25 protein-coding genes are annotated in these 25,057 nt (G+C 61.1%); 11 read left to right on the top strand and 14 right to left on the bottom strand.

Annotated features, from left to right (window positions below; genetic code table 11):
* Positions 1-15 precede the first annotated feature (15 nt).
* From RhoBH5_RS17935 to RhoBH5_RS17905, 7 genes are all read left to right on the top strand, one after another.
* Entirely contained in the window at positions 16-1,380 is a 1,365-nt protein-coding gene (locus tag RhoBH5_RS17935) for an FAD-binding oxidoreductase (protein WP_270008614.1), read from the top strand.
* Positions 1,381-1,583: 203 nt separating this feature from the next.
* Entirely contained in the window at positions 1,584-3,020 is a 1,437-nt protein-coding gene (locus RhoBH5_RS17930) for a purine-cytosine permease family protein (RefSeq protein WP_003940251.1), read from the top strand.
* A gap of 42 nt (positions 3,021-3,062) precedes the next feature.
* Positions 3,063-4,736, top strand: a complete 1,674-nt coding sequence (hutU, locus tag RhoBH5_RS17925) for a urocanate hydratase (RefSeq protein ID WP_269611058.1) — start codon at positions 3,063-3,065, stop codon at positions 4,734-4,736.
* A gap of 37 nt (positions 4,737-4,773) precedes the next feature.
* Positions 4,774-5,964 (top strand): imidazolonepropionase, encoded by a 1,191-nt coding sequence (gene hutI, locus RhoBH5_RS17920; RefSeq protein ID WP_042926102.1) that lies wholly within the window; start codon positions 4,774-4,776, stop codon positions 5,962-5,964.
* A gap of 21 nt (positions 5,965-5,985) precedes the next feature.
* Positions 5,986-6,954, top strand: coding sequence for a formimidoylglutamase (gene hutG / locus RhoBH5_RS17915; RefSeq protein WP_042926100.1), 969 nt, complete (start codon positions 5,986-5,988; stop codon positions 6,952-6,954).
* A 121-nt stretch (positions 6,955-7,075) separates the two neighbouring features.
* On the top strand, positions 7,076-7,234 hold the full coding sequence (locus tag RhoBH5_RS17910; RefSeq protein WP_164490598.1) for a hypothetical protein: 159 nt from the start codon (positions 7,076-7,078) through the stop codon (positions 7,232-7,234).
* A 336-nt stretch (positions 7,235-7,570) separates the two neighbouring features.
* Positions 7,571-7,792 (top strand): hypothetical protein, encoded by a 222-nt coding sequence (locus RhoBH5_RS17905; RefSeq protein ID WP_270008613.1) that lies wholly within the window; start codon positions 7,571-7,573, stop codon positions 7,790-7,792.
* Here the strand turns inward: RhoBH5_RS17905 and RhoBH5_RS17900 are convergent.
* The 6 genes from RhoBH5_RS17900 to RhoBH5_RS17875 all read right to left on the bottom strand — a co-directional run bounded on the left by RhoBH5_RS17900 (position 7,756) and on the right by RhoBH5_RS17875 (position 13,620).
* Positions 7,756-8,664, bottom strand: a complete 909-nt coding sequence (locus RhoBH5_RS17900; protein WP_030536963.1) for an ABC transporter substrate-binding protein — start codon at positions 8,662-8,664, stop codon at positions 7,756-7,758. The genes RhoBH5_RS17905 and RhoBH5_RS17900 overlap by 37 nt on opposite strands.
* An 11-nt stretch (positions 8,665-8,675) precedes the next feature.
* Positions 8,676-9,416, bottom strand: a complete 741-nt coding sequence (locus tag RhoBH5_RS17895) for an ABC transporter permease (RefSeq protein ID WP_030536962.1) — start codon at positions 9,414-9,416, stop codon at positions 8,676-8,678.
* Positions 9,413-10,063, bottom strand: coding sequence for an ABC transporter permease (locus RhoBH5_RS17890; protein ID WP_003940005.1), 651 nt, complete (start codon positions 10,061-10,063; stop codon positions 9,413-9,415). Before RhoBH5_RS17890 ends, RhoBH5_RS17895 begins: the two co-directional genes overlap by 4 nt.
* The gene (locus RhoBH5_RS17885; protein ID WP_161121078.1) at positions 10,060-11,175 is read right to left on the bottom strand and encodes an ABC transporter ATP-binding protein; all 1,116 of its coding nucleotides are present in this window, start codon (positions 11,173-11,175) and stop codon (positions 10,060-10,062) included. The genes RhoBH5_RS17890 and RhoBH5_RS17885 overlap by 4 nt, the downstream gene beginning before the upstream one ends.
* Positions 11,176-11,274: 99 nt before the next feature.
* Positions 11,275-12,747, bottom strand: a complete 1,473-nt coding sequence (locus tag RhoBH5_RS17880; protein ID WP_003940419.1) for an aromatic amino acid ammonia-lyase — start codon at positions 12,745-12,747, stop codon at positions 11,275-11,277.
* 198 nt (positions 12,748-12,945) lie between these two features.
* Positions 12,946-13,620: a TetR/AcrR family transcriptional regulator gene (locus tag RhoBH5_RS17875; RefSeq protein WP_270008612.1), complete on the bottom strand. Its 675-nt coding sequence runs from the start codon at positions 13,618-13,620 to the stop codon at positions 12,946-12,948.
* 110 nt (positions 13,621-13,730) lie between these two features.
* On the opposite strand from RhoBH5_RS17875, the gene RhoBH5_RS17870 reads away from it, so the two are divergent.
* Positions 13,731-14,105 (top strand): nitroreductase family deazaflavin-dependent oxidoreductase, encoded by a 375-nt coding sequence (locus tag RhoBH5_RS17870; protein ID WP_058037648.1) that lies wholly within the window; start codon positions 13,731-13,733, stop codon positions 14,103-14,105.
* A 9-nt stretch (positions 14,106-14,114) separates the two neighbouring features.
* On the opposite strand, the gene RhoBH5_RS17865 is transcribed toward RhoBH5_RS17870, so the two are convergent.
* The 4 genes from RhoBH5_RS17865 to RhoBH5_RS17850 all read right to left on the bottom strand — a co-directional run bounded on the left by RhoBH5_RS17865 (position 14,115) and on the right by RhoBH5_RS17850 (position 17,599).
* Positions 14,115-14,666: a TetR/AcrR family transcriptional regulator gene (locus RhoBH5_RS17865; RefSeq protein ID WP_054781557.1), complete on the bottom strand. Its 552-nt coding sequence runs from the start codon at positions 14,664-14,666 to the stop codon at positions 14,115-14,117.
* Between the two features lie 27 nt (positions 14,667-14,693).
* Positions 14,694-15,380, bottom strand: coding sequence for an ABC transporter ATP-binding protein (locus RhoBH5_RS17860; protein WP_003939803.1), 687 nt, complete (start codon positions 15,378-15,380; stop codon positions 14,694-14,696).
* Entirely contained in the window at positions 15,377-16,507 is a 1,131-nt protein-coding gene (locus RhoBH5_RS17855; RefSeq protein WP_270008638.1) for an ABC transporter permease, read from the bottom strand. The genes RhoBH5_RS17860 and RhoBH5_RS17855 overlap by 4 nt, the downstream gene beginning before the upstream one ends.
* Before the next feature lie 102 nt (positions 16,508-16,609).
* Positions 16,610-17,599, bottom strand: coding sequence for a TauD/TfdA dioxygenase family protein (locus RhoBH5_RS17850; protein WP_270008611.1), 990 nt, complete (start codon positions 17,597-17,599; stop codon positions 16,610-16,612).
* Positions 17,600-17,774: 175 nt separating this feature from the next.
* Between RhoBH5_RS17850 and RhoBH5_RS17845 the strand changes: the two genes are divergently transcribed.
* The 3 genes from RhoBH5_RS17845 (at position 17,775) to RhoBH5_RS17835 (ending at position 21,055) form a co-directional block, all read left to right on the top strand.
* A complete protein-coding gene (locus RhoBH5_RS17845) occupies positions 17,775-18,542 on the top strand; it encodes a MerR family transcriptional regulator (RefSeq protein WP_030536956.1) in 768 nt (255 codons plus the stop codon).
* Between the two features lie 78 nt (positions 18,543-18,620).
* On the top strand, positions 18,621-20,177 hold the full coding sequence (locus tag RhoBH5_RS17840; protein ID WP_166502659.1) for an alpha/beta hydrolase: 1,557 nt from the start codon (positions 18,621-18,623) through the stop codon (positions 20,175-20,177).
* Positions 20,178-20,269: 92 nt separating this feature from the next.
* Positions 20,270-21,055: an IclR family transcriptional regulator gene (locus RhoBH5_RS17835; RefSeq protein WP_042448469.1), complete on the top strand. Its 786-nt coding sequence runs from the start codon at positions 20,270-20,272 to the stop codon at positions 21,053-21,055.
* A gap of 5 nt (positions 21,056-21,060) precedes the next feature.
* Here RhoBH5_RS17835 and RhoBH5_RS17830 read toward each other — a convergent pair whose 3' ends face one another.
* From RhoBH5_RS17830 to dhaL, 4 genes are read right to left on the bottom strand one after another with little or no spacing between them, the layout of a single operon-like run.
* Positions 21,061-21,816 (bottom strand): SDR family oxidoreductase, encoded by a 756-nt coding sequence (locus RhoBH5_RS17830; RefSeq protein WP_065351428.1) that lies wholly within the window; start codon positions 21,814-21,816, stop codon positions 21,061-21,063.
* On the bottom strand, positions 21,803-23,533 hold the full coding sequence (locus RhoBH5_RS17825; protein ID WP_042448473.1) for an IlvD/Edd family dehydratase: 1,731 nt from the start codon (positions 23,531-23,533) through the stop codon (positions 21,803-21,805). Before RhoBH5_RS17825 ends, RhoBH5_RS17830 begins: the two co-directional genes overlap by 14 nt.
* Positions 23,526-24,419, bottom strand: a complete 894-nt coding sequence (locus tag RhoBH5_RS17820; protein WP_042448476.1) for a 3-keto-5-aminohexanoate cleavage protein — start codon at positions 24,417-24,419, stop codon at positions 23,526-23,528. The genes RhoBH5_RS17825 and RhoBH5_RS17820 overlap by 8 nt, the downstream gene beginning before the upstream one ends.
* Positions 24,416-25,045, bottom strand: coding sequence for a dihydroxyacetone kinase subunit DhaL (dhaL, locus tag RhoBH5_RS17815; RefSeq protein WP_007732765.1), 630 nt, complete (start codon positions 25,043-25,045; stop codon positions 24,416-24,418). The genes RhoBH5_RS17820 and dhaL overlap by 4 nt, the downstream gene beginning before the upstream one ends.
* Between the last annotated feature and the right edge of the window lie 12 nt (positions 25,046-25,057).

Here is a 25,057-nt window from a genome sequence, read left to right as displayed (position 1 = left end):
CGACTGGAGAAAAGAATGTCCGTCCACGAACTTGCTCGGTCGATCGGTTCGAGTCGCCTGATCACCGACCCTGCGGTAATGGACTCGTACCGCCGTGACGAGGCCCATCTCGCCGAACCCGGCCATCCGGTAGCCGTCATGCTCGCCGAAACTGCGGCCGACATTTCCGAGGCTCTGAAATGGGCTACTGCTCACCGTGTCCCGGTGGTAACCCGCGGTGCGGGAACCGGTTTGGCGGGCGGCGGGGTAGCCGTCGAGGGCTGCCTGGTCATCTCGACCACTCGCATGCGCTCGATTCTCGAGGTCAATCCGGACGATCAGCTCGCTGTCGTGGAAGCCGGGGTGATCAACGCTGACATCAGCCGAGCAGCAGACGAGTACGGGCTGATGTACGCCCCTGATCCGAGCAGTTTCGAGATCTCCACGATCGGCGGAAACATCGCCACCAACGCCGGTGGACTGCGTTGCGTGAAGTACGGCGTCACCCGCGATTCAGTCCTGGGTCTCGAGGTTGTGCTCGCCGACGGTCGGATCGTGCGGACAGGCCGAAGGACCGTCAAAGGTGTTGCGGGATACGACTTGACCAGTCTTCTTGTCGGTTCGGAAGGAACACTCGGAGTCGTCACGAGTGCCACGCTGAAGTTGCAGCCCAAGCCCAAGAGAGCACCGGTCACCGTCGTCGGCAGTTTCGATTCTCTCCGCTCCGCAGCGGACGCGGTTGCCGCGGTCGTTCGCGACGGAATCGGGCCGAGCCTGCTGGAGCTGATCGATCGAGCAACGCTGCGCGCCGTCGACGACTGGAAACGAATCGGGTTGGAAGACAACACCGCCGCGATGCTGATCGCACAGGCCGACGGGGTCGATGCCGACGCAGCAGCCGCGGCGATGCAGAAACACTTCGAGAGGGCGGGCGCCGATTTTGTCGCCGTCTCGCAGGACGCGGCAGAAGCCGCACAGCTACTCGAGATTCGTCGACTCGCCTATCCGGCTTCCGAACGACTCGGGCAATGTCTCGTGGAAGACGTCGGGGTCCCGCGGTCGAAACTGCCCGACATGCTCGAGAGTATCGACCGAGCGGCCGCCGAGCACATGGTCAAGATCATGACTGTCGCGCATGCTGGTGACGGCAACGTCCATCCGACCTTCGTCTTCGACCGCGCTGCCGACGGCTCGGTCCCCGAAGCCGTGTGGACCGCCGCGGACGAGGTCTTCCGGCGTGCTCTCGAACTCGGCGGAACTCTGACCGGAGAGCACGGCGTCGGCGTTCTGAAGCGTCGCTGGCTCTCTCTCGAGCTCGGCGAGGACAGCATGCAACTGCACCGATCGATCAAGGCTGCCTTCGACCCGCTCGGAATCCTCAACCCGGGTAAGGGTTTCTGATTTCTCGCGTGGTGTTACACAGCATTTACGCGAAAACGGGTCCCGGGTATTGACGCCTGTATATACAGGCATATACATTTATCCGCAGTGACAGTGACCCAGCGCACAAAGCACAAGGCGCAAAGCACCAAGCACGAAGAAGGTGGGCAATACCCCGACGTCGATTCCGTCGCTCGACGGGCTCGCAGCAGAAAGACAGGCCTATGACTCACGATGGACCGGCCGAGGTCATCCTCACTCCGGAACGACGCACTATCGACGTCGTCCCGGATGCAGAACGACACGGCACCCCGCGCAGCCAGTTCACTCTCTGGTTCGGCGCCAACATGCAGATCACTGCAATCGTCGACGGCGCTCTCGCCGTCGTATTCGGCGCGGACGCCATCTGGGCGATCGTCGGACTTCTGATCGGCAATATCTTCGGTGGCGCTGTCATGGCGCTTCACTCCGCACAGGGCCCGCGTATGGGTCTCCCCCAGATGATCTCGAGTCGCGCCCAGTTCGGTGTCAAGGGAGCAGTCGTACCGCTTGTTCTCGTCATCCTGATGTACCTCGGCTTCGCTGCCACCGGCACCGTGTTGGCCGGACAGGCCGTCAACAAGATCCTGCACATCGACAGCCCCACCGTCGGCATCGTCGTCTTCGGTCTCCTCACCGCATTCGTCGCGGTCACCGGCTACAAGCTGATCCACATCGTCGGCAGGATCGCCACCGTCGTGGGCATCGTCGGATTCTCCTACCTGGCCGTTCGACTGTTCCTCGAGTACGACGTCGCCTCGTACGTCGGCATCAAGGGCTTCGACATAGTCACCTTCCTGCTCGCGATCTCGCTGGGTGCCGGTTGGCAGCTCACCTTCGGCCCGTACGTCGCCGACTACTCGCGTTACCTGCCGCGCAGCACTTCCGAGAGCACCACGTTCTGGTCGACGTTCCTCGGTAGTGTCATCGGATCGCAGTGGTCCATGACCTTCGGCGCTCTCGTCGCGGCCTGCGCCGGCGACGCGTTCCTGGGTAACCAGGTCGGCTTCATGGGAGATCTGGCCGGACCCGCTGCCATTGCCTTCCTGATCTACTTCGTCATCCTGGTCGGCAAGCTGACGGTGAACGTGCTCAACGCCTACGGCGGATTCATGTCGATCCTGACCACCGTCACCGCCTTCAACGGACAGTCGCGAATCTCGAGCACCGCGCGCACCCTCTACATCCTCGGTTTCACTGCGGTCTCGGTCTTGATCGCCATCGCCGCCAGCGCCGACTTCCTGGACAACTTCAAGAACTTCGTCCTGGTGTTGCTGATGGTGTTCACGCCGTGGAGTGCGATCAATCTGATCGACTACTACCTGATCTCCAAGGAACGCATCGACATTCCGGCGCTGTACGACGTCAATGGTCGATACGGAGCATGGAACTTCACCGCATTGGCTTGCTACGCCGCCGGCGTTCTCGCCCAGATCCCGTTCCTCGCCCAGAAGATGTACACCGGCCCCGTCACGGACATGCTCGGCGGCGCCGACATCTCGTGGCTGGTCGGCATCGTGTTCACCGGGCTGATCTATTACCCACTCGCAAAGCGCACGAGCAATCCCCCTTCGTCGATGATCTACCCCGATCACACCGCGATGACCGACTCTCGCGTCTGATCCCCCAACGTCTTTCGAACTTCAGCAAGCTAGGAGAACACAATGGAAATCAGCACCCCCGGCCACGAGCCGCGCCCCGTCCGTGCTCCCCGCGGCCCCGAGCTCACGACGCTCGGTTGGCAGCAGGAGGGTGCCCTGCGCATGCTCATGAACAACCTCGACCCCGATGTTGCCGAGCACCCGGACAGCCTCGTCGTCTACGGCGGAACCGGTCGCGCAGCGCGTAGTTGGGCTGCCTTCGACGCCATGGTCGCCACGCTGAAGACGCTGAAGAACGACGAGACCATGCTGGTGCAGTCCGGCAAGCCGGTCGGTGTCTTCCGCACCAACGAGTGGGCACCGCGAGTGCTGATCGCCAACTCCAACCTGGTCGGTGACTGGGCGAACTGGGAAGAGTTCCGCCGTCTCGAAGACCTCGGCCTGACCATGTACGGCCAGATGACCGCAGGCTCCTGGATTTACATCGGCACCCAGGGAATCCTGCAGGGTACGTACGAGACCTTCGGCGCCATCGCGAAGAAGCGCTACAACGGCTCACTCGCCGGAACGATCACCCTCACTGCGGGTCTCGGCGGCATGGGCGGCGCTCAGCCTCTCGCCGTCACTATGAACGACGGCGTCGCGATCTGCGTCGACTGCGACATCACCCGCATCGACCGTCGTATCGCCCACAAGTACCTCGACACCAAGGCAGACAGCATCGAGCACGCGCTCGAACTGGCGACCGCGGCACGCGATGCCAAGAAGCCGCTCTCCATCGGCCTCGAAGGCAATGCGGCAGAGATCTTCCCGGCGCTGCTGGAGATGAAGGCCCCCATCGACATCGTGACCGACCAGACCTCGGCGCACGATCCCCTCGCCTACCTGCCGATCGGCATCGACTTCGGCGATATGAAGACCATGTCGGAGAAGGATCCGCAGAAGTTCACCGAAGATTCCCGCAACGCGATGGCCGCACACGTCAAGGCCATGGTCGGATTCATGGACGCCGGCGCCGAGGTATTCGACTACGGCAACTCCATCCGCGACGAGGCCCGCAAGGCCGGCTACGACCGTGCATTCGACTTCCCCGGATTCGTTCCCGCCTACATCCGTCCGCTCTTCGAAGAAGGCCTCGGCCCCTTCCGCTGGGCGGCGCTCTCGGGTGATCCCAAGGACATCGAGGCCACCGACAAGGCCATCCTCGAACTCTTCCCCGAGAACGAGCACCTGCGCCGCTGGATCACCATGGCCGGCGAAAAGGTTGCCTTCGAAGGCCTTCCGGCTCGCATCTGCTGGCTCGGATACGGTGAGCGCCACCTCGCCGGCCTCAAGTTCAACGAGATGGTGGCCTCGGGCGAGCTCTCCGCACCGATCGCCATCGGCCGCGATCACCTCGACTCCGGATCGGTCTCCTCGCCGTACCGCGAAACCGAATCGATGATCGACGGGTCCGACGCGATCGCCGACTGGCCGCTGCTCAACGCCCTGGTCAACACCGCGTCCGGCGCTTCGTGGGTTTCACTCCACCAAGGCGGCGGCGTCGGTATGGGACGCTCCATCCACGCGGGACAGGTGTGCATCGCCGACGGCACCGAACTCGCAGCCAAGAAGCTCGAAGCAGTTCTCACCAACGATCCCGGGATGGGCGTCATCCGGCATGCGGATGCAGGATACGACCACGCCATCGACACGGCAGCCACCCGCGGCGTCCGAATCCCGATGACCGAGAACTGAAACAGCTTCACCACCTCACCCTGAGTTAGGAATTACATTGACCACGAATGGTTCTCGAACCACAGTTCTGACCAACATCGGAACCCTCGTCACCAATGACCCGACTCTGGGTGAGGGCAAGCTCGGCGTACGACACGACGCGGCAATCGTTTTCGACGAGGGCGTTGTTGCTTGGGTCGGTGATTCCGCCGACGCCCCGGCTGCCGATATCGGTCAGGATATCGGCGGTCGGGCCCTGCTCCCCGGATTCGTGGAGAGTCACTCGCACCTGGTGTTCGGTGGCGAGCGGGCCGAGGAATTCGCAGCTCGCATGGCGGGCGAGAAGTACGCGGCGGGCGGTATTCGCAACACCATCGAAGCGACGCGCTCGGCCACCGACGAACAATTGCAGGCCAATGTTCGACGCCTACTCGACGAATCCCTGCGCTCGGGCAGCACAACCGTCGAATGCAAGACCGGATACGGGCAGAACACCGAGAGCGAACTACGCAGCGCACTGATCGCCGGACAGTTCACCGACGAGGTCACACTGCTGGCCGCCCACGTTCCACCACCCGAATATGCCGGCCGCGCCGATGACTACGTCGCCATGGCGTGCGACGAGATGATCCCTGCCTGTGCGCCACACGCGAAGTGGATCGACGTCTTCTGCGAACGAGGGGCGTTCAACCGCGAACAGGCACATGCAGTCCTGAGCGCAGGCGTCGCCGCTGGACTGATCCCCCGCGTCCACGGCAATCAACTCGGCGAAGGGCCAGGAGTTCAGCTCGCCGTCGAGATGGGAGCCGCGTCCGTCGATCACGTCACCTACGTCACCGCCGAGGACATCGACGCCCTGGCTCAGAGTTCCACCGTCGCAACACTGTTGCCAGGTGCCGACTTCTCCACCCGCAACAAGTACCCCGACGCCCGCGCACTGCTGGACGCCGGCGTCACAGTAGCTCTCGGCGCCGACTGCAATCCCGGCACCTGCTACACCACCAGCCTCCCGTTCTGCATAGCAATTGCGGTGCGAGACATGCACATGACACCCGCCGAGGCAGTCTGGGCAGCCACTGCAGGAGGCGCCCGGGCGCTGCAGCGCACCGACGTCGGAACCCTTTCTCTCGGAACACGTGCCGACGCCATCGCGCTCGATGCACCGTCGTACCTCCACCTCGCCTACCGCCCGGGCGTGCCACTGGTGCGCGAGGTCTGGAAAAACGGCGCACTCGCCACAAGCTACTGAAATACTCACCGGGAGGCCGTCGTGGCACATCAGATCGCAGTCGACATCGAACCCAAGCCGTGGACCGGGCGCTCCGACGGCACCACTGCCGAGCATCTGCGGTGGCATCATGCCGTGCAACCGTATTCAGCCGAAACAGCTCCCGGCGACTGTGTTCTGATCGGATTCTCCAGCGACGAAGGAGTCCGCCGCAACAAGGGCCGCCGCGGTGCCGCGGATGGCCCGGACGCTTTGCGAGCCGGGTTGGCTTCCATGGCGCTGGCCGAACCACTGCAGATTCAGGACGCCGGAACCGTTGCCGTGTCGGGTGAAGAACTCGAGGCCGGTCAAGCCGCACTCGGGAACGCCGTCAGCGCTGCGCTTGATTCGGGACACTTCCCTGTGGTTCTCGGGGGAGGACACGAAATCGCCTACGGCACATACCTCGGCGTCGCGGGCTCCGAGTTGCGAACCGCTGGAGCCAAACTCGGAATCCTCAACTTGGATGCGCACTTCGACCTGCGGGGCGATCCGATACCCAGCTCCGGCACACCCTTTCGTCAGATCGCCGAGGACGAAGCCGCGGCAGGCACCTCACATCAGTACAGCGTGATCGGAATCAGCCAACCGAGCAACACCACGGCACTGTTCGACACGGCTCACCGCCTCGGTGTTCGCTATCTGCTCGACGAAGAATGCGGAGCGATCGGCCGAGGCGTCGTGGATCAGTTCCTCGCAGACTTCCTCGACGACGTCGATCTGGTCTACCTGACCATCGACCTCGATGTCCTGCCTGCAGCTGTGGCGCCGGGCGTCAGCGCACCTGCGGCCTACGGAGTCAGCCTCGAAACCATCCAATACGTATGTGACCGAGTCACGTCCAGCGGAAAACTCGCGGTTCTCGATGTCGCCGAACTGAACCCGAGCCTCGACGTCGACAATCGCACTGCCCGAACGGCTGCTCGTCTGATCCACCGGATAGTCACGAAGCACGTGCCGGTTCAGCGCTAGCCTCGGCGCGCCTCCAGCAGATCTACGGGACTGCCTGAAAACTGATTCCACGAGTTCTGTCCGAGCACTCCAAACTATGTCCTTTGCCACCTCACAAGTGATGCCGCCTTGCAGATTGCCGATGGCGGCGACAACGCCTGTCTCGGGGTACGTGATCGTTCCGCACCGCTCGGATGTGGATGCCGTCGGCAATCGTGAAGTCGAAGTCGACGAATTGCCCGAGCAGTACTCGAAGCCGGGGACACCACCGATCACAGGAGGCCCGACCGTACCGTCGTGAATCGAAAAGCCGATCAACCCTCCGGGGTCGCCATTACCGACTTGCCCCGGATCACCGGTGGTGACGAAGATCGATTGGCCTGACTCAGTCTGAATCGTCCGTGTCGAATGATCGTTGCCGTAGGCCGATTCGATTTGAGCCACGGTGAGCCGTCACCGACGCCGCGGTCGGTCAGCGTTCCCGGCGGTGATTAGATGACGGTGACGCCCTCGCTGGTGAGAATTGCCCGTCCGGTGCCACTAGGCGTCGTGAACGGAACTACAGCGTAACTCGGAAACTGCATGGGCGTTCCAGCCTGATGCCAGACACACGCCGGCCACTACAACCGTGGTTGTAGTGGCTGCGCCGTTCCGAACTCGTCCAATGGGTGTGCGCGGTCGGCTTCTCGGCATGTCGGCATCCTTGGTCGGAACGGCTCGCCGCGAGGTCGAGGCGTGCCTGACTTCGCGACGCTACCCCGAGCGGGGTCGAATCGATATCGCCTGTTCGGCCGACGACAAGGACGCCACCCCGGCCTTCGATCATGGCACCAGGGAGTTCTCCTGCAACCAGTCCTGAGCGATGTCACTCATGTCGTCGAGATCGGCAACGCGCTGGTTCATCTCGATGAGATCTTCGGTGGTCAGCGCCGCCGAAACCCCCGCGAGCACGGATCGGACGTCATCGCGAGCCTTCAACTCGTTGATGATCGGCGTGATGTTCTCCGCGAGGAAGAGGTGCTTCGTATCCTCGAGTGCAACCAAGTTCTCCGAGCGCATCGCAGGATCGGTACTGAAGACATCGGCAACCTGTATCTGCCCGCTCAGAAGCGCATTGAGCGTGAGCGGTCCACCTGCATCGAGTGCCAGGAACTCCCGGAATGTCAGGCCGTATTTGGTCTTCAAGCCGGCGACGCCGTTTTCACGCGTCTTCCATTCCGGCGGTCCGCCGAGAGTCAACTCGTCGGCATGCTGCACCAGATCCTCGACGGTCTCCAGCGAATACTTTTCCGCCGTCTCCTGTTTGACGGCAAGTACATCCTTGTCCTCTGCGGGCGAGGGCTCGAGAGCCACCAGACCCTTGGGCAATTTCGCATCGATTTCAGCGGATACTTCATCTGAAGCCGTCGCCGTTGTCTTGCTGTCCAGATATTGCAACAAGGCGCCGGAATACTCGGGGATCAGATCGATGGAACCGTCGCGCAGTGCCGGTACATAGAGTTCTCGGCTACCGATGTTCAACTTCTCGGTAACGTCGATACCGTTGGCACGAAGCGCTTCGGCGTAAATGGTCGCAATCAGTTGGCTCTCGGGAAAATCGGCGGAACCGATCACGATGGCGCCCTCAGCACTACCGCCGCCGTCCGTAGCCAAGGGGTCCTTGCCGATTCCGCAGCTGGACAACGCAACCGCTGTCACGCCGACCAACGCGGCGATCAATACCTTCTTCATGTCGAACGTCCTCAGATCGGTGCGGGCTCAGGCACAGCGGTGCGCTGTGAGGGGGCGGCGGTCTTCTCGGTCTTCTTCTTCCGATCGCGCCTGGTCAGGCCAGGCGAAACGACCCGCGCAGTCAGTGCTCCGATTCCGAGATCGAAAACCAGGGCAATCAGCGATACCAGTACGGCTCCGGCCGCCATCTGGCCGTAATCGCTCTGAGCTTTTCCGTCGATCAACAACCGGCCGAGTCCGCCCAAAGAAATGTAAGCGGCGACAGTCGCAGTGGAGACGATCTGAAGCACGGCACTTCTGATGCCGGACAACATGAGTGGTAGGGCACATGGAATCTCGACCTCGGTCAAGATCCGCATCGACCGAAATCCCATCCCCCGCGCGGCGTCGACTGCAGCCTGATCGACCGCTCGAACTCCGGCGTACGTGTTGGTGAGAATGGGAGGGATCGCGAGAAGCACCAGGACGATGAGGCTGGGGATCAGATACGCGAGTTTGTTCGGGAATGACGGCGCGATGATGAGAACCAGTAGGATCAGCAGACCGATGGTCGGCAGCGCTCGTAGCGAGTTGGCCAGTCCAGCAACAACAACGGAGCCACGGCCCGTATGTCCGATGTAGAGACCGAGCGGGATCGCGATAACCGCAGCCACCGCCAGCGCGGCGAATGTGTACATCAAATGCTGAACGAGAAGGGTGGGGATGCCGTCCGGCCCGGTCCAGTGGGATCCGTCGAGAAGGAAGCTGATCATGATGTAGTCACTTTCGGGGTCCACGGCGTCAACAGCCGATTCGCCAACATGATGAGGAGATCAAGGATCAACGCCAGCACCAGACACAGAGCGATACCCGCGATGATGGGCGTGTAGAAACGCAACTGAAATCCCTGGGTGAACAAGGAACCTATCTGCGGAATACCCAGGAGTGCGCCGAGTGAGACAAGACTGACGTTCGAGACGACTGCGACGCGCAAACCTGCACAGATCACCGGAACTCCTACTGGCAACTGTACTTTCAACAGCGTCTGATACGGCCGGTAACCCATCGCCGTCGCTGCCAGAACCGTCTCCGGCGGAACCGAATCGAGCGCGTCGGCCACTACCCGCACGAGCAGAGCAACGGTGTACACGGTGAGCGCCACGATGATGTTCATCGGATCCAGAATCTTGGTACCCAGAATTGGAGGCAGGAGCACGAAGAGCGCGAGCGAAGGGATCGTGTAGAGCAATCCGGCCGTCCCCACCACGTAGGGATGCAACCGACGACTGCGATAGGCGACCCAGCCGATCGGCAACGCGACCACCAAGCCGATCACCAAGGGAATCAACGACAGCAGAACATGCCATCCCACCAAGTCCATGATCCGGTCGGACTGACGTCCGAGCCATTCGAAGTTCATCGGAGCGCCCTCCCCGCGTCAGCCAGATCGGCAGCCTCGATGGCTTCCACTGCAGCATGCGCAGTGACGGTTCCCACCAGGCGTCCGGCGTCGTCCACGACAGCGCCCCGCTTGCTCGGCGCTGACAGCGCCGCATCCAGCAGAGCGCGCATCGTCCCGGTGGAATCAGCAAGTGTTCCACTGAGATTCAAGTCATCCGGGCGGATACAATCCGTGAGCGCGTCCGGCCTCACCCATCCGAGCGGCTTGTTCGCGGGATCCACTACCAACAGCCACGTATCGCCGGTGAGTGCGCGGGCCGCCGCAGCGGAATCGCCCAGATGCGCAACGGGTTCTGACACCGTCGGTAGGTCGCCGTCCAATGTCGTGAACCCCAACGATCGGTACCCACGGTCACGTCCGACGAAGTCGGCAACAAATTCGTCGGCAGGTTGAGTCAGTAATTCGAGGGGCGTCGCCGCCTGCGCAAGAATGCCGCCGGTACGCAGAACCACCACTTGATCCCCGAGTTTCAGCGCTTCGTCGATGTCGTGGGTGACGATGATGATCGTTTTTCCGATTTCCTTCTGCAGACGGAGAAACTCGTCTTGCAGCTGGCCGCGAACAACCGGATCAACGGCGCTGAACGGTTCGTCCATCAGCATGAATGACGGATCCGCAGCCAATGCTCGCGCAACACCGACTCGTTGCTGCTGCCCTCCGGAGAGCTGCCACGGATAGCGGTCGGCGAAGTTGGTCGTCAGACCAACCGTTTCGAGCAATTCCATAGCGCGAGTGCGAGATTCCTTTTTACTCGCACCGAGCAATCGAGGCATGGTCGCTATGTTGTCGACGATGGTGCGATGGGGAAAGAGACCCGCGTGCTGGATCACGTACCCGATGCGTCGACGCAGAAGGGCCGGATCCATTCCCGCCGTGGACTCGCCGTCGAGCGAAATCGTGCCTGACGTCGGTTCGATCAGCCTGTTGATCATGCGGAGTGAGGTCGTCTTGCCGCAGCCGGAAGGACCCACCAACGCGGTGATCTTTCCCGTCGGGCACTCCAGATCGAGAGCATCGACGGCAATGGTCCCGTCTGGATACGCCTTGGTGACCTTGTCGAATTTGATCATCTACGAACTACTTTCGTGTCGACCTGAGTCCGGACGCACCCAGGAGAAATGGTCGAGTTCCGTTCGAGCACACACCTACTTGTGATTCGGTCCACCTGCTTACTGGTCGAGCGGTTGAGAAAGAAAGTTCACGGCGGCACTCAGATCTGCACTGAGTGGCCGGTCTTCGGTCCTCGTGTCCAGCACCAAACGCGCACGCGCGAGGTACGCGCCGAGCTCGGTCGCCGGATCCAGCTCACGCTGTTGTTGCGAGAGTGCGCGAACTGCCGAGATCAGTTCACACGCCAGCACCAATCGAGATTGGGCAAGAATGTCCGCCAATTGAGTTGCAGCTTGGGATGCGAAACTTGCGTGATCCTCGGTGCCGCGCGAAATTACCGTGTGGCCCAACGACCCCGGTGCCGCCGACGAGCGGATCTCGGCAATGGCAGCAGAAGTCGTGTATTCGAGAAGCATTGTTCCGCTGCTGCCGTCGGGACCGTCTGCAAGGAACGCACGAAGGCCGGTGACTGCGGGGTCGGAGAGGTTGGCGAGCCGACATTGCGAGAGCAGGGCAGCACTGGCGACCGCCAACTTCGCCTCGTCGACTGCAAGGGCTATTGGCATTGCGTGGAAATTTCCGTTGTGAAACACCATGTCGTCTTCGACCGACACCAGCGGATTCTCCGAAGACGAATTCATCTCGATACTCAGCGTGTTCTGCAGTCGATGCACCGCTTGCCAGGTGGCACCCAAGATTTGCGGTAGGGCGCGAAACCCGAACGAGTCCTGAACTCTCACGGGTGTGATGTCGTGTGGTGCCAGCAGATCGCGAACCCGCTCTGCGACTTCCGCTTGACCGAAGTGCATTCTTGCCGACTGTACTTGTGCAGCAAACGGTTCGACAGAACTACGCGACGCAAGCACGGAAAGAACACTGACAACCAAGCAGTGCTGAAGCCACCCCGCGACTTCGATACTGGTGTCGCCGGCGATCGCCACCGTCATCGCATTGGTGGAAATGAACGGAAGCGCATCACCGTGGTGCGGAGTCCAACCGATTCCGGTGCGTCCGTCGCGAAGCGGGCTCTCACCGATCAGCCCCATGGCGATTTCGGAGAACGCACTCAGGTCACCCGTTCCGATCGCACCGCGTGCGTGCACTGTCGGCAGGTTCTGTGAAGCAACAGCAGCAACCAGACCGTCGATGATGTCGGGATGCATACCTGAGCCGCCGTTGAGGATCTGGTTGGTGCGGATGACGATCGCGGCGCGCACCAACCGGTCAGGGAGTCTGGGGCCCGATCCCGTTGCGTGACTTCTCAGAAGCCTCAGATCCTGCTGCACACCGTCGGAGACAGATGTTTCGCGATTCCCGCCTACCCCGGTAGTGCGCCCGTACACCGCTTGACGGGAGGAAACCCGAACCGCGGTCTCCCATGACCGCCGTGTGAGCTCGAGAGCCGCGTCGGCAGGTCGAATCACGGCCGGCTCTCGCGCGATTTCGTTCACCCGGTGAACCGACAACCCTTTCCCGTCGAGCAGGACATTGTCGTCTTCCGTCCGGTCTTCTCCAGGAAGACGTTCAGTCATCAGAACTCCATCGATCGAAGGACTCGGCCACCGCGGTCGGCGTGCATCACATCATCTACGTAATGTGCCTTGGGTCACTTTTGATGAATGTATAGTCCTGTATATACAGCCACCTGTCAATAGGGACACTGCAGCTCATCCGCGTGCACACACCTTGCGTCACCCCAGTACGAGTGAGCAACTGGGCACGAATCGTTGCTATTCGAGGACCGGTGCCGCCGATGCGCGACGCGCCTCGAGCGCATCGAGGATGAGATCGAGACCGTAGGCGAACTCACTCGTGTGGTCGTAAGCCGGACTCAGACCGTGATCGACGATCATCTCGTGAAGGAAGGGCAACTCTTCAGCCGGAAGGTGCTCGAGGATGTCACTCGCAACTTCTTCGACGTCGCCGGGTGCGCTCATCGGTAGATTCGCTTCCTGCAGAACATATCCGCCGATATAGCTGTCGATCAGCGAGACTCCGTGGGCGGCCATCGGGAGTGTGAACCCGGCCTTCCGGAGGACTCCGAGCACAGCGTCGAGATGACGCAGGGTCGCCGAGCCAGGGTTGCGTCGCGAATCCAGCAGACCGAGAGCCCAACGGTGCTGCGACAGGACTGTGCGAGCAGAAAAGGCGCGTCCACGGATTGCGTCTCGCCAATCCACACACTCACTGTCGGGCAGGTCGATCGCCTCGAAGACCGCATCGACGACGCCGTCGAGAATCGCATCTTTGTTGGGCACGTGGTGGTAGAGCGACATCGCCTCGATGCCCAGCTCCTGGGCCACCCGTCGCATCGTGACGGCCTCGACACCACCCGCGTCGGCAACGCGGATCGCACCCTCGATCACGCGAGTTCTGTTCAGCGACTGTCGCGGTTGCCGTGACACACAGACTCCCCTCGGCGGAACGAATACGTTGACAACCTTACATACGTAAGTCACCCTTACAGGTGTAAGCCCGCCTTACGCTCGTAAGGCGATCGAGAGAGGAGATCACAATGCCGATGCCTAGATGGTGGGGACATGTCAACAAACGAGTGTTCAACCCGCGTGCAATTTCGAGCGGTAAATGGCCGGTACTGACTCACGTCGGACGCACATCCGGCACGACCTACCGGACGCCCCTCGACGCCTATCCGGTCGAGGGTGGCTACGTCTTCATTCTGGTGTACGGATCAGGCTCGGACTGGGTGCAGAACGTCTTGAGAGCGGGAAGCGCTCGACTGTCGGTCGACGAGACGGAGGTGAGCCTCGGCACCCCACGCCTCGTCGCGAAAGACGAAGCATTTCAAGCACTTTCCTCAGACGTGTCCCAACCCCCGAGGCTGCTCCGCATCACCGAGTACCTTCGGATGGATCTGATTACGGCCTGAGGGTGCCCGTCACGCGAGGACCTCACGCACGGCGGACCTGACTTCCTCCATGCTGCAACCGGATTCGATCAGTTCGGTACCCGTATGCACCAGCGAGTTGATCAACTTGGCGGTGAGCTTCGGGTCCGACACGCCACGGAGGCGGAGGGCCTCGACCAGCGGAAGCACAAGACTGTCGTGCATTTCCATGATCCGCGAATCTCGAAATGTTTGCGGGGTCAGTGTCGCCAGCGCTCCGACTATCGCATGCTCCCCGTCGGCAACCAGTTGGAGGTTTGCCTCGACGTACGCCCATACCGGATCGTCTGCGCCTGCCATCGCCTCGACGATCTTGTCGTTCCAGCGCGGGAACATGTCTTCGACGACGGCACTGAGGAGATCTTCCCGGGACCGGAAGTAGTGGTAGGCACTCGACCTGGCGAGCCCTGCCTTCGCTGCCACCTCACCGAGCCCCGGCGGCCGGTCCGGGGCCTCGGACAGAAGAGCGTGTGCAGCGTCGAGGAGGGCACGGCGCTGAGCAGCACGATGCTCGACCACAGTGGGCGCATCGATCCTCGGCACCGAATCTCCTCCAGTCCCCTCGCGGGCTTACTCGCTCTGACGCAACCGACCGTCAACCATTTCGAGGATGCGGTCGCAGTGCCCGAGCACGTCGTGATCGTGGGTCACCATGATCGTAGCGACGCCTGCCTCGTGAGTTTCGCGCGAGAGCAGTTCGACCACCTCATGGCTGCGTTTGCGGTCGAGAGCAGCCGTCGGCTCGTCGACGAGCAGTAGTGAGGGATTGCTCATCAATGCCCGAGCGATACCGACGCGCTGGCGTTCACCGCCGGAGAGTTGACCGGGTCGACGATCTGCACGGTGACTCATACCGACCGAGTCGAGCAACTCCTCGGGATCGCGACCCGGCCGCCCCGTGAGCTTGGGAATCAGCCGAAGCTGATCGCGCGCCGTCAGCGCTGGAATCAGGTTGCCGGACTGAAAGACGAAGCCGACCTTGTCTCGTCGAAGTTTGGCGAGAGCACGGGCCGGCATCGCCGACACGTCCACGCCGTCGATGACAATCGTTCCACTCGACGGCCGACCGAGTCCGCCGGCCACAGCGAGCAAGCTCGACTTTCCAGCGCCTGAAGGTCCGACGATCGCGACAAGTTCGCCGCACGAGACCTCCAGGTTCACGTTGTCGAGGGCGAGCACGGTGGAGTCACCGTCACCGAATCGAAGACTGACAGCGGTCAATACCAATCCGGTTGTGGTCTTTTCGACTGTGGTCATCGGTTTTCTCCCAATGCGGTGAGCGGGTTGACACGGGTAACACGGACGATGGCAACGGCTGCGCCGACCAGCCCGAGTACCGCCAAGAGCACTGCGCCGTTGACGACTGGGCCGGACTCGAGGGCGAACGGCATCCCCCCGCCTTCGAGCCCCGAACCGAGCCCCAAGCCCAGCAACACACCGAGGCCGATGGAACCAAGCAGCACTACCAGTGCCTGCGCCATGCCGTCACGAAGCAGGAAGCCGGTAGAGGCTCCCATCGCGCGCAACACTGCGAGTTCACGACCGCGCTGAACCGTCCAGATACTGAAGAATGCACCGACCACCAGCGCCGAAATCGCGTACAGAAACGCCTTGATCATCGACATTGTCATCATTTCCGCAGAGAAGCCTGGTGAGGAGTCGAAAGATTCCTCGAGCGTCTTTGCGGACGTTCCTGCCGCCGCATCGCCCGACACGAGGTCCGGCAACGCGCCACCAACGCCCCGAATCGCAACAACACTTGCTTCGGAATAGGCACTGGCATTGACGGTTTCGCCGATCTTGGCACCGGCGTGAACCTCCTGCCAAGTACGCAGGGGCAGGTAGGCGACGTCGACGTGACCGAAAGTGCGCTTGTCTTCGGTGAATCCGACAACTGTCAGCTCCGTACCGAGTCGATCGAGTATCACGGTGTCACCGATCGCAACACCGTCGTCGCGGAAAGTAGAGCTGACGATGATGTCCGTGTCGGCTTGCAGTCCCCTCCCGTCGGCGGTGACAGGCTCGAGGAAGGAGCCAGGTTCGATACCGAAGAGCGTGAGATCGACAGGCATGCCACTGCGAGTTTTTGCATTGACGATCATGTTGCCGAAGAGCTCGGCGTCTTGGACATCGGGTTGCATGCGCCATGCCTGCGCCTGCTCCTCGGTGACGACCGAGCGCGAAAACGCCGAGTCGGCTTTGGTGTCCGGCGCGAAGGCAAACGCCTGAATCGGCGTCCGCTGCAACGCGGACACACCATCATTGACCAGTCCGGACGAGAGGCCGGACAGGATCACCATCAGGATCGAGATGAGGGCAACCACGGCACCCATCAAGAGGAATCGATTTCGCGCAAACCACAGTTCACGCAGGGCGAGGAACATTCGGGAAGCTCCAAAGTCGTCGATACGAGTCACGCCGACTTTTATCGACGCCTTGTCGAAATCATATCGACAAGGCGTCGAAAAACTATGTGAGGTGCGTTACTACTTCCCGTAGTAGACACTCGAGGCGCTGAGCGTCGTATCAGCCCCGACGCCCACCGGTCGATCCCCGACAATCGAGATTCGATCCATCACACGACGAGCCGGGAAGTAGTCACTGGCCGCGTAGTGCTGGCAGGTCCGATTGTCCCAGAAGGCAACAGTATTCGGCTCCCACTTCAAACGGACCTGAAATTCCGGACGATTGACGTGGCGATACAGCATCGTGAGAAGTTCGTTCGATTCTTCTTCTGACACACCCAAGATCCGTTGCGTGAAGGTCATGTTGACGAACAACACCCGCCTGCCACTTTCCGGAATGATCCGAACCACCGGATGCTGCACAGCGGGGAACTTCGGACGCAACATCTCGACCGCATCCACCGGCATCGACCTGCCGAACGAGTTGATCCAATCGTGTTCTGCAACAAGCGGGTCGATACGCTTCTTGATGTCTTCAGGAAGCAGATCGTAGGCAGCTGCAGTATCGGCCCACAAAGTGTCACCACCCACCTCTGGCACCTCGACCGCACGAAGAACTGCTGCGAACGAAGGAAACTCGTGCCACGTAACGTCGTTGTGCCAGTTGTTCTCGACTCCGCCGACCATCGCATCCTTCGCCAGTGTCGTGACATCGACGTCCGTCTGCCCGGGCTGCGTGTACTTGAAGAACGGATGCTGTTCGAGATCGCCCCAACGCTCGGCAAAAGCTCGATGTTCCGCTCGGTCGAGGTCCTGATCGCGGAAGAAGAGGACTTTCCATTCGAGGAGAGCTCGGCGGAGTTCCGCAATCACGGCATCAGACAGACCCCCACCGAGTCGAATACCGGAGATTTCCGCTCCGATCGTCGGCGCGACCGCCTTGACCGCAAAGTGTTCGTACGGTGCCGGAACTACCGACTCGGGATTCCGGCGAGCAACGAGTGGACCGTACGCAGCAAGCGGGTCGGTGGGGATCGGAAAGATTGTTGCCGCAGGAAAAAGGGTAGCCATCAGGGCACTTCCTCGAAATCGCCGATGTCGTAAAGGACAAAAGTCAGATTAAGTCCGTCTCCTTAAAGTGTCAACGGTCACGTTCTCCGGCGCGAATCTTGACCCTGACGCCGCGTCAAGGTTGGAGAATGGTTTTCACAGACGGAATCCGATTCGATCACGGGAGGGCAGGGCGATGATGACCATCGGCGAGCTGGCCAAATTGGCCGGCACCACCGTCAGATCCGTGCGCTACTACCACTCGAACGGCCTTCTCGAAGAACCACAACGCCAACCCAACGGCTACCGCATGTACCGGGCGGTGGACCTGGCACGACTGAGTCGCATCCGCCGCCTGCGCGATCTGGGGATTCCTGTTGCCAAGATCGCCGAACTACTCGACGGCGACGCTCACGACACTCGGACCGCACTCGATGCCCTCGACAAGGAATTGGCGACGAAGGCCGAACAGATCGCTGTTCAGCGTGCGCACATCGAGTCGCTACGCCGCAATGCCGATCCTGAACTACCCGACGCGTTTTCGGAAGTGCTCGCACAGTACGTCGTTGCCGGTGCGCCGACAGCGTGGATCGACAACGAGCGTGAACTTCTGATCCTCGCACTCACGGTCTCCGGGGGCGATCCCGAGGTCTGCGATTCACTCCTGTCCGCCCATCGCCGGGTATTGGCCGAGCCGAACCGCGAGCAGGCCATCGAATTGATAACTCGCATGTATGCCCTCGCCGACGCACCGGCTGACGCGGACACGATTGCGGCCCTTGCCATTCAGTTCTGCGACTTCACCGAGAGCGTGCTACCCGAACAGGCTGCACCGGAGGACGCTTCCCCCACCCGGCTGGTAGCGGTACTGCGCGAACACCAAGCGGATCGACGAACCGTCACCCAGGAAAGATTCGCGAAGGCTGTGGCCGCGGAATTCGCCGCCCGTCAATCCCGCCTCTGAAAACCCCTGATTAACCCCCACATTCGAAGTGGGGTGACCAACACTGCCCGAAAATGGGCTCAACGCAAGGACACGACAATGACTGGATTCACCATGCCCAGATCACGCATGCCTCGACCACGAAGGTGGCTGGCTACCACAATCGCCGCTGCCGCGCTCGCCGTACCTGCATTGGCGGCGTGCTCGGATCCTGCTACTCCGCAGGAAGATCCACAATCGAATCTCAGCGCGTTCTACGAACAGGATCTCGAGTGGGGGCCATGCGCCACAGATACCGGAACGTCGACCGCAAGTGAATGCGCCATGGTCACAGTACCTTTGGACTATTCCGTCCCTGACGGCAAAACGATCGAAGTGGCGATCTCGCGGGTCGCGTCCACCGACCCCGCACAGCGACGCGGGATCCTGCTCACCAACCCTGGTGGCCCGGGTGGCCGAGGACTGGGATTGCCCGAGATTCTGAATGCGGGCATGACACCGGAAGTCGCAGCGGCATACGACGTCATCGGCATGGACACCCGAGGACTCGGCAAGAGCACACCGATCGACTGCGGCGTCGAACAGATGACATGGATGCGTTCGCCGGGCACCACGGACGAGGGATGGAACGAGAGTGTTGCGCTCGCACGCGAGGCCGCTGACACATGCTGGGACAAGTACCCGGACTATCTGCCACACATCAATACTCAAAACATCGCCCGCGACCTCGACGTGATTCGTGGCGCCCTCGACCAGGAGAAGGCGTCGTACTTCGGGTGGTCGTACGGCACATACCTCGGTGCAACCTATGCTCAAATGTTCCCGGACAGGATCGACCGTGTGGTTCTCGACAGTGCACCGGATCCGAAGAAATACGGATACGAGATGTTCCAGGACATGGGCCCGGCCAACGAGAAAGCGATCGACGGATTCTCGCAGTGGGCAGCAGAACACAACTCCACCTATGCACTCGGATCGACGCCCGCCGAAGTTCGCGCCCTCATCGAGAAGCTGATCTCGGACGCGGCCACCACTCCGATACAGATCGGTGATCATGCCGTCGATGATCACGTCCTTCCATTCCTGATGTACGTCAACGGAACCGGCGACACCGAAAAGGAAAGCGAGGCATTCGCGCAGGTATTGGTTCAGTTGCGCGATCTCGCCGCAGGCAAGACCGTCGAGAACATCCATCCCCAGCTGACGGGATTGATGCAGGCATGGTTCCAGACCGAACTGGGAACCGGTCCTGACTATGCCGGGACAATCGCCATCGTCTGCGGAGACGTATCGATGCCGAGCGATCCCCAGTGGTACCGCAACAAGTTGGAGGAGCACCGTGATGATCAGCCGATCTTTGCCGGCACACACAACACGATCATGCCGTGCGCGTTCTGGCGCAGTGAGGCCCCTACGCGGATCGACATCGACAACAACGTTCCGACCTTGCAGATCCAGGCAACCGGTGACACCCGCACGACGTACGACGAAGGCCTCGGCATGCATGAAGCGATGAAAGGCTCACGGCTCGTGACAGTTCCAGGCCGCACTCATGCGGTGTTCCCCGGCTACGCGAATACTTGCGCGAACGCCGCCGTCAACTCGTACCTGCTCGACGGCTCACTGCCGGCAGAAGACGTGGTGTGCGAGTCGTGACGATTTCCGGCGATCCCATCACCGGAAGACCTGCGTGATCTGATGCGCGATTGCCCCTCGACAATCTCGCATCCGGCAGACAGAATAGTTCGGTGAGTCCCATTCATCGGGCCGATGGCGAGGTTTCCGCAATTGGTCGTTCCACCGAGATACTGAAGACTTTTCGTGACAGCTCAGGCGTTCTCAGCGCAGCAGCGCTTGTTCGACGGACAGGCATGGCCAAAACAACGGTGTATCGAATGGTCGACGATCTCGTCCGAGTCGGGTTGCTCGAACGGCAAGGAACCAACTACCGCTTGGGTCTCCTCCTGTTCGAGATCGGCGAATCTGTTCCACGGCAGCGAAACCTCCGCGAAGCAGCGCGGCGCCACCTTTCGGCCTTGCGTGAAGCAACGGGACACAACGTGGGACTCGCTGTATTGGACGGTTTCGACGTGGTTTACCTTGATGTCTTCCGTGGCGACGACGGACCACGCCTTCCGCAGCAAATCGGTGGTCGGTGGCCTGCACACGCAAGTTGTTCCGGCAAAGCAGTATTGGCGTTCACCAACTCTGGGGATTTCACGAGGCCCACTGTCCTCGAAGCACACACCGAGAACACCATCACCGATCCCGAACTCTTCCACCGAGAACTGGATCGTGTTCGCAAGCGTGGTGTCGCCTTCGACCGCCAGGAAGCATTTCCCCGGATCGTCGGCGCCGCAGCACCAATATTCGGCCCGGACGAAGGCGTCCTCGGCGCAATCTCCATTTCCGGTATGGCAGGCCGAATAAATCTGACCCGTATCGACGCGGCGGTGCGGACGACGGCAATCGCCATCTCACGTGATCTCTCGAGTGCCCAGTCCGTCGTCCGCCCTGTCCTACAACGACGCTGATGCCGTCAACCGCGCCCGACGTACGGCATCCGGTTTGCCATGATCGTCAGAGTCGGGACATTCACGTCGAGTGGTAGATCTATCAGTTGCACAACGGTGTTCGCGACATGACGAGGATCGAATGTCGGCTCGGGCCTGGTGGTGCCGTCAGCTTGTCTTGCCGAGTGGCCGATTCCGGCTGTCATGTCAGTTGCCGCATTGCCGATGTCGATTTGACTGCAACAGATGTCGAACTCTCGGCCGTCGAGAGAGATCGACTTCGTCAAACCTGACACACCGTGTTTGGTCGCCGTGTAGGCGGCACTGTCGGGCCGGGGCGTGTGAGCGGAGAGCGACCCGTTGTTGATGATCCGGCCTCCTCTCGGATCCTGTGTTTTCATGATACGAATCGCTTCACGCGCACAAAGGAATACGCCGGTGAGATTGGCTGCGACTGTCGCGTTCCACGCTTCAGGATCGATCTCGTCCACACTCCCCGACGGCCCGAATGTCCCTGCGTTGTTGACAAGCACATCGAGTCTGCCGAAACACTCAGTCACGGATGTGAACAACCGGTGAACCGATTCGGGCGAGGACACATCAGCGGGAATTACCACTGCGCGCTCGTGACCCCCACCTGTCGCTTCCAAGCTCACGCTGTTTCGACCAGCCAATACAACGTGGTGTCCTGCATCGAGTAGACCTCTGGCCATTGCGCGGCCGAGTCCCGACCCTGCACCGGTCACGACCACGACTCGGCCGACACGCTCAGTGATTGTCACCGTGTACCTCCGTTCCACGCCTGCCCACCAGGAAATCGAAATCGACTCCGCGGTCGGCCTGCATCACATGATCCACGAACAGTCGTTGATACCCACTCGTACTCTTTTGTACGCGTGGCGGCAACGCCTCGAGACGCCTGGCCAGCTCGTCGTCGTCGACGAGTACACGCAAGACCCCACGAGCAACATCCAACTCGATCAAATCACCATCCCTGACCGCGCCGAGAGGCCCACCGGCATCCGCTTCGGGCGCAACGTGCAAAACGACTGTGCCGAAGGCTGTTCCGCTCATTCGCGCATCAGAGATCCTGACCATGTCTCGTACACCCCGCTCGAGCAGCCTTCGAGGGAGTGGCAGATTACCTACTTCTGGCATACCCGGAAACCCCTTCGGTCCAGCGCCGGTGAGGACGATGACGTCGTCGGCCTCGATGTCGAGATCCGGCGAGTCGACGCGCGCCGTGAAGTCGTCCATTCCGTGAAACACGACCGCACGGCCCACGTGGCTGAGCAACTCCGGCGACGCCGCAGATGGCTTGATCACTGCACCGTTCGGCGCGAGATTGCCGGTCAATACCGCTATGCCGGCTTGCTCCAGCAACGGTGCCGCCGTGCTACGAATTACGTCGTCGTCCCAAATTGTTTCGCCGGAGTTGTTCTCACCGAGAGTCTTTCCGGTAACCGTGGCGGCATCCAGATGGAGGATGTCTCCGAGCTCGGCGATCACCGCAGGCAGTCCGCCTGCGTAGAAGAAATCCTCCATCAAATAGGTACCCGAAGGCATGAGGTTGACCAGCAGGGGAACGTCACGACTCTGCTCCCCGAAATCGCTGAGCTCGAGGGGAATTTCCAGCCTCCCGGCGATGGCAAGCAAGTGCACCACAGCGTTGGTGGACCCACCGATAGCCGTGTTCACCTTGATCGCATTCTCGAATGAATTTCGGTCGACGACCGAAGACATCGTCAGGTTCTCGGCCACCATCTCCACGATTCTCACGCCGCTGTCGCGTGCAAGTACACGTCGCCGTGAATCCACTGCCGGGATCGCAGCGTTACCGGGGAGCGTGAGGCCCAAAGTCTCGACAAGCGACGCCATCGTCGACGCGGTGCCCATAGTGTTGCAGTGACCGGGCGATCGAGACATAGCCGATTCCGCTGCTCTGAACTCACATTCACTCATGCATCCGGCTCGCACTGCTTCACTCATCTCGAACACCGAGGTTCCAGATCCGACAGTCTTACCTTGATGGCGGCCGTTCAACATGGGCCCACCGGATACGACAATGGTGGGAAGGTCACAACTGGCTGCGCCCATCACCAGCGCCGGGGTGGTTTTGTCGCAGCCGCAGAGCAGTACGACGCCGTCGATCGGATTGGCTCGAATCGACTCCTCCACATCCATGCTGACGAGGTTCCGATAGAGCATCGTGGTGGGGCGGATGATCGTCTCACCCAATGACATCACCGGAAACTCAACTGGAAATCCGCCTGCTTCGATGACTCCCAGTCGCACCTGCTCGGCCAGATCTCTGAAGTGAGCGTTGCACGGCGCGAGCTCGGAATACGTGTTACAGATACCGATAACCGGTCGGCCGTCGAACATCCGATCAGGGATACCCTGGTTCTTCATCCACGAGCGGTGGATGAATGCATTGAGATCATTGCCTCCGAACCAATCCTGCGAGCGAAGTGTTCTACTCGTCGGTGTTCTACTCATCCGAACCCTCCAAACCAAGGATTGCCCTTGCCTCCCCAGGTGTTGCAGGCTGCATTCCGAGTCGCTGGACGATGTCGATGATGTTCTCCACCAAACGAACGTTCTCGGCCGGCTCTCCATTCGCGAGAAACGGATAGTCTTCGATTCCCACACGCACGTGCCCTCCGAGCAGGAGTGCATGAGTCAGACCACGCAGTTGATCTGGCCCGCTGATGCTCACGGAGAAGACCGATTCCTCCGGTAGGTGTTCCACCATCTGCTGCAAGATCTGCGGGGAGTACGGCATCGCATTCTGAAAAGTTCGATCAAGTCCCAGTACAAGGTTGACGAGGTGCGGGCCAGGCTGCCCTTCGGTCAACGTACGTATCTCCTGGAGCAGATGTGACGGGCTGAAGGCCTCCCACTCAGGTTTGATTCCTAGTTTGCGCATTGACGCTGCCAGTTCGGCGGCACGACTGGGCGGCGTGTCCATCAGTACCTCACCGACCGGTGAGGTCACATAGGCCGTGATGGCATCGAGCGTGCATGTGTCTGCGCCGCCATGCAGGCCCTGGAGCCTCGCGTCCCAGTCCACGATGCGCGCACCGTCACTGCGAACACTCACCATGTCACCGTTGACTCCGCCGCCGGTCGAGTTGTTGATCACGATGTCGCAGCTTTGGCGGACAAGCGTATTCATCTGCCGATAGATTGCGGCATCACAGGTCGCTTGATCGTCCGGTCGTCGAGCATGAAGTGCTGCCACGCTGGCTCCAGCGCTGTGGCAGCGTGCCACATCCGCCGCAATCTGCTCAGGCTGAGTCGGAATGAACGGATTGTCGGCAACAGTGAGGAAGCCACCCGTCGGGGCAACTGTGACGATGACCTTGTCTCGCAGATCGCTCATGCCGGAACGCTCCTGTAGCTGGATGCGGCGAAGAACATGGCAATCGCCGATGCCCCCGGGTCCTCGACGCCCCTGGCGTGTTCTCCCACGTAGGTCGCGCGTCCGCGGCGGGCGAGCATCGCGCGAGTCGATTCGGCGCCGAGCCTCGCAGCCGTGGCCGCAGAGTTCAAGGCAGCGGACAAGGTTGCCCCGCTGACTGCCGCCTCGGTCAATGCGCTGGTTGCGGGGACCATGGCGTCGACCATGGTCTTGTGACCCACCTGGGCATTGCCGAGACGCTGCACCGCAGCTGTCGCCGTACCCAGGGCAGAAGCCAAGTCTGTTGCGGTCACTTCAACTCCAGAGACTGCTCCGATCCGGCCGAACCACAGACCGAGAAGTGGTCCGCTTGTCCCACCGATGTCGAGAAACGCATCCGACGTACGGGCGAACACTTCACCAGGACTGGTCGGCGGGTCGGAACGAAGTCGTTGCACCGCACTTCGCAGGCCCGTCCGCAGATTCATTCCGAAATCGCCGTCTCCGACAAGCCGGTCCAAATCTGTGAGGGAATCGAATTGATCTTCGGCGGCATCGGCAAATCGATCGATCCACGCCCGAGTGTCCCCGACGCTCAACATTGTCATCATGAAACTCTT

The organism is Rhodococcus sp. BH5 (assembly GCF_027583855.1).
GTDB lineage: Bacteria > Actinomycetota > Actinomycetes > Mycobacteriales > Mycobacteriaceae > Rhodococcus_F > Rhodococcus_F qingshengii.
Note: the sequence above shows the minus strand (reverse complement) of the source record. Positions and strands in the feature narration are given on the sequence as shown.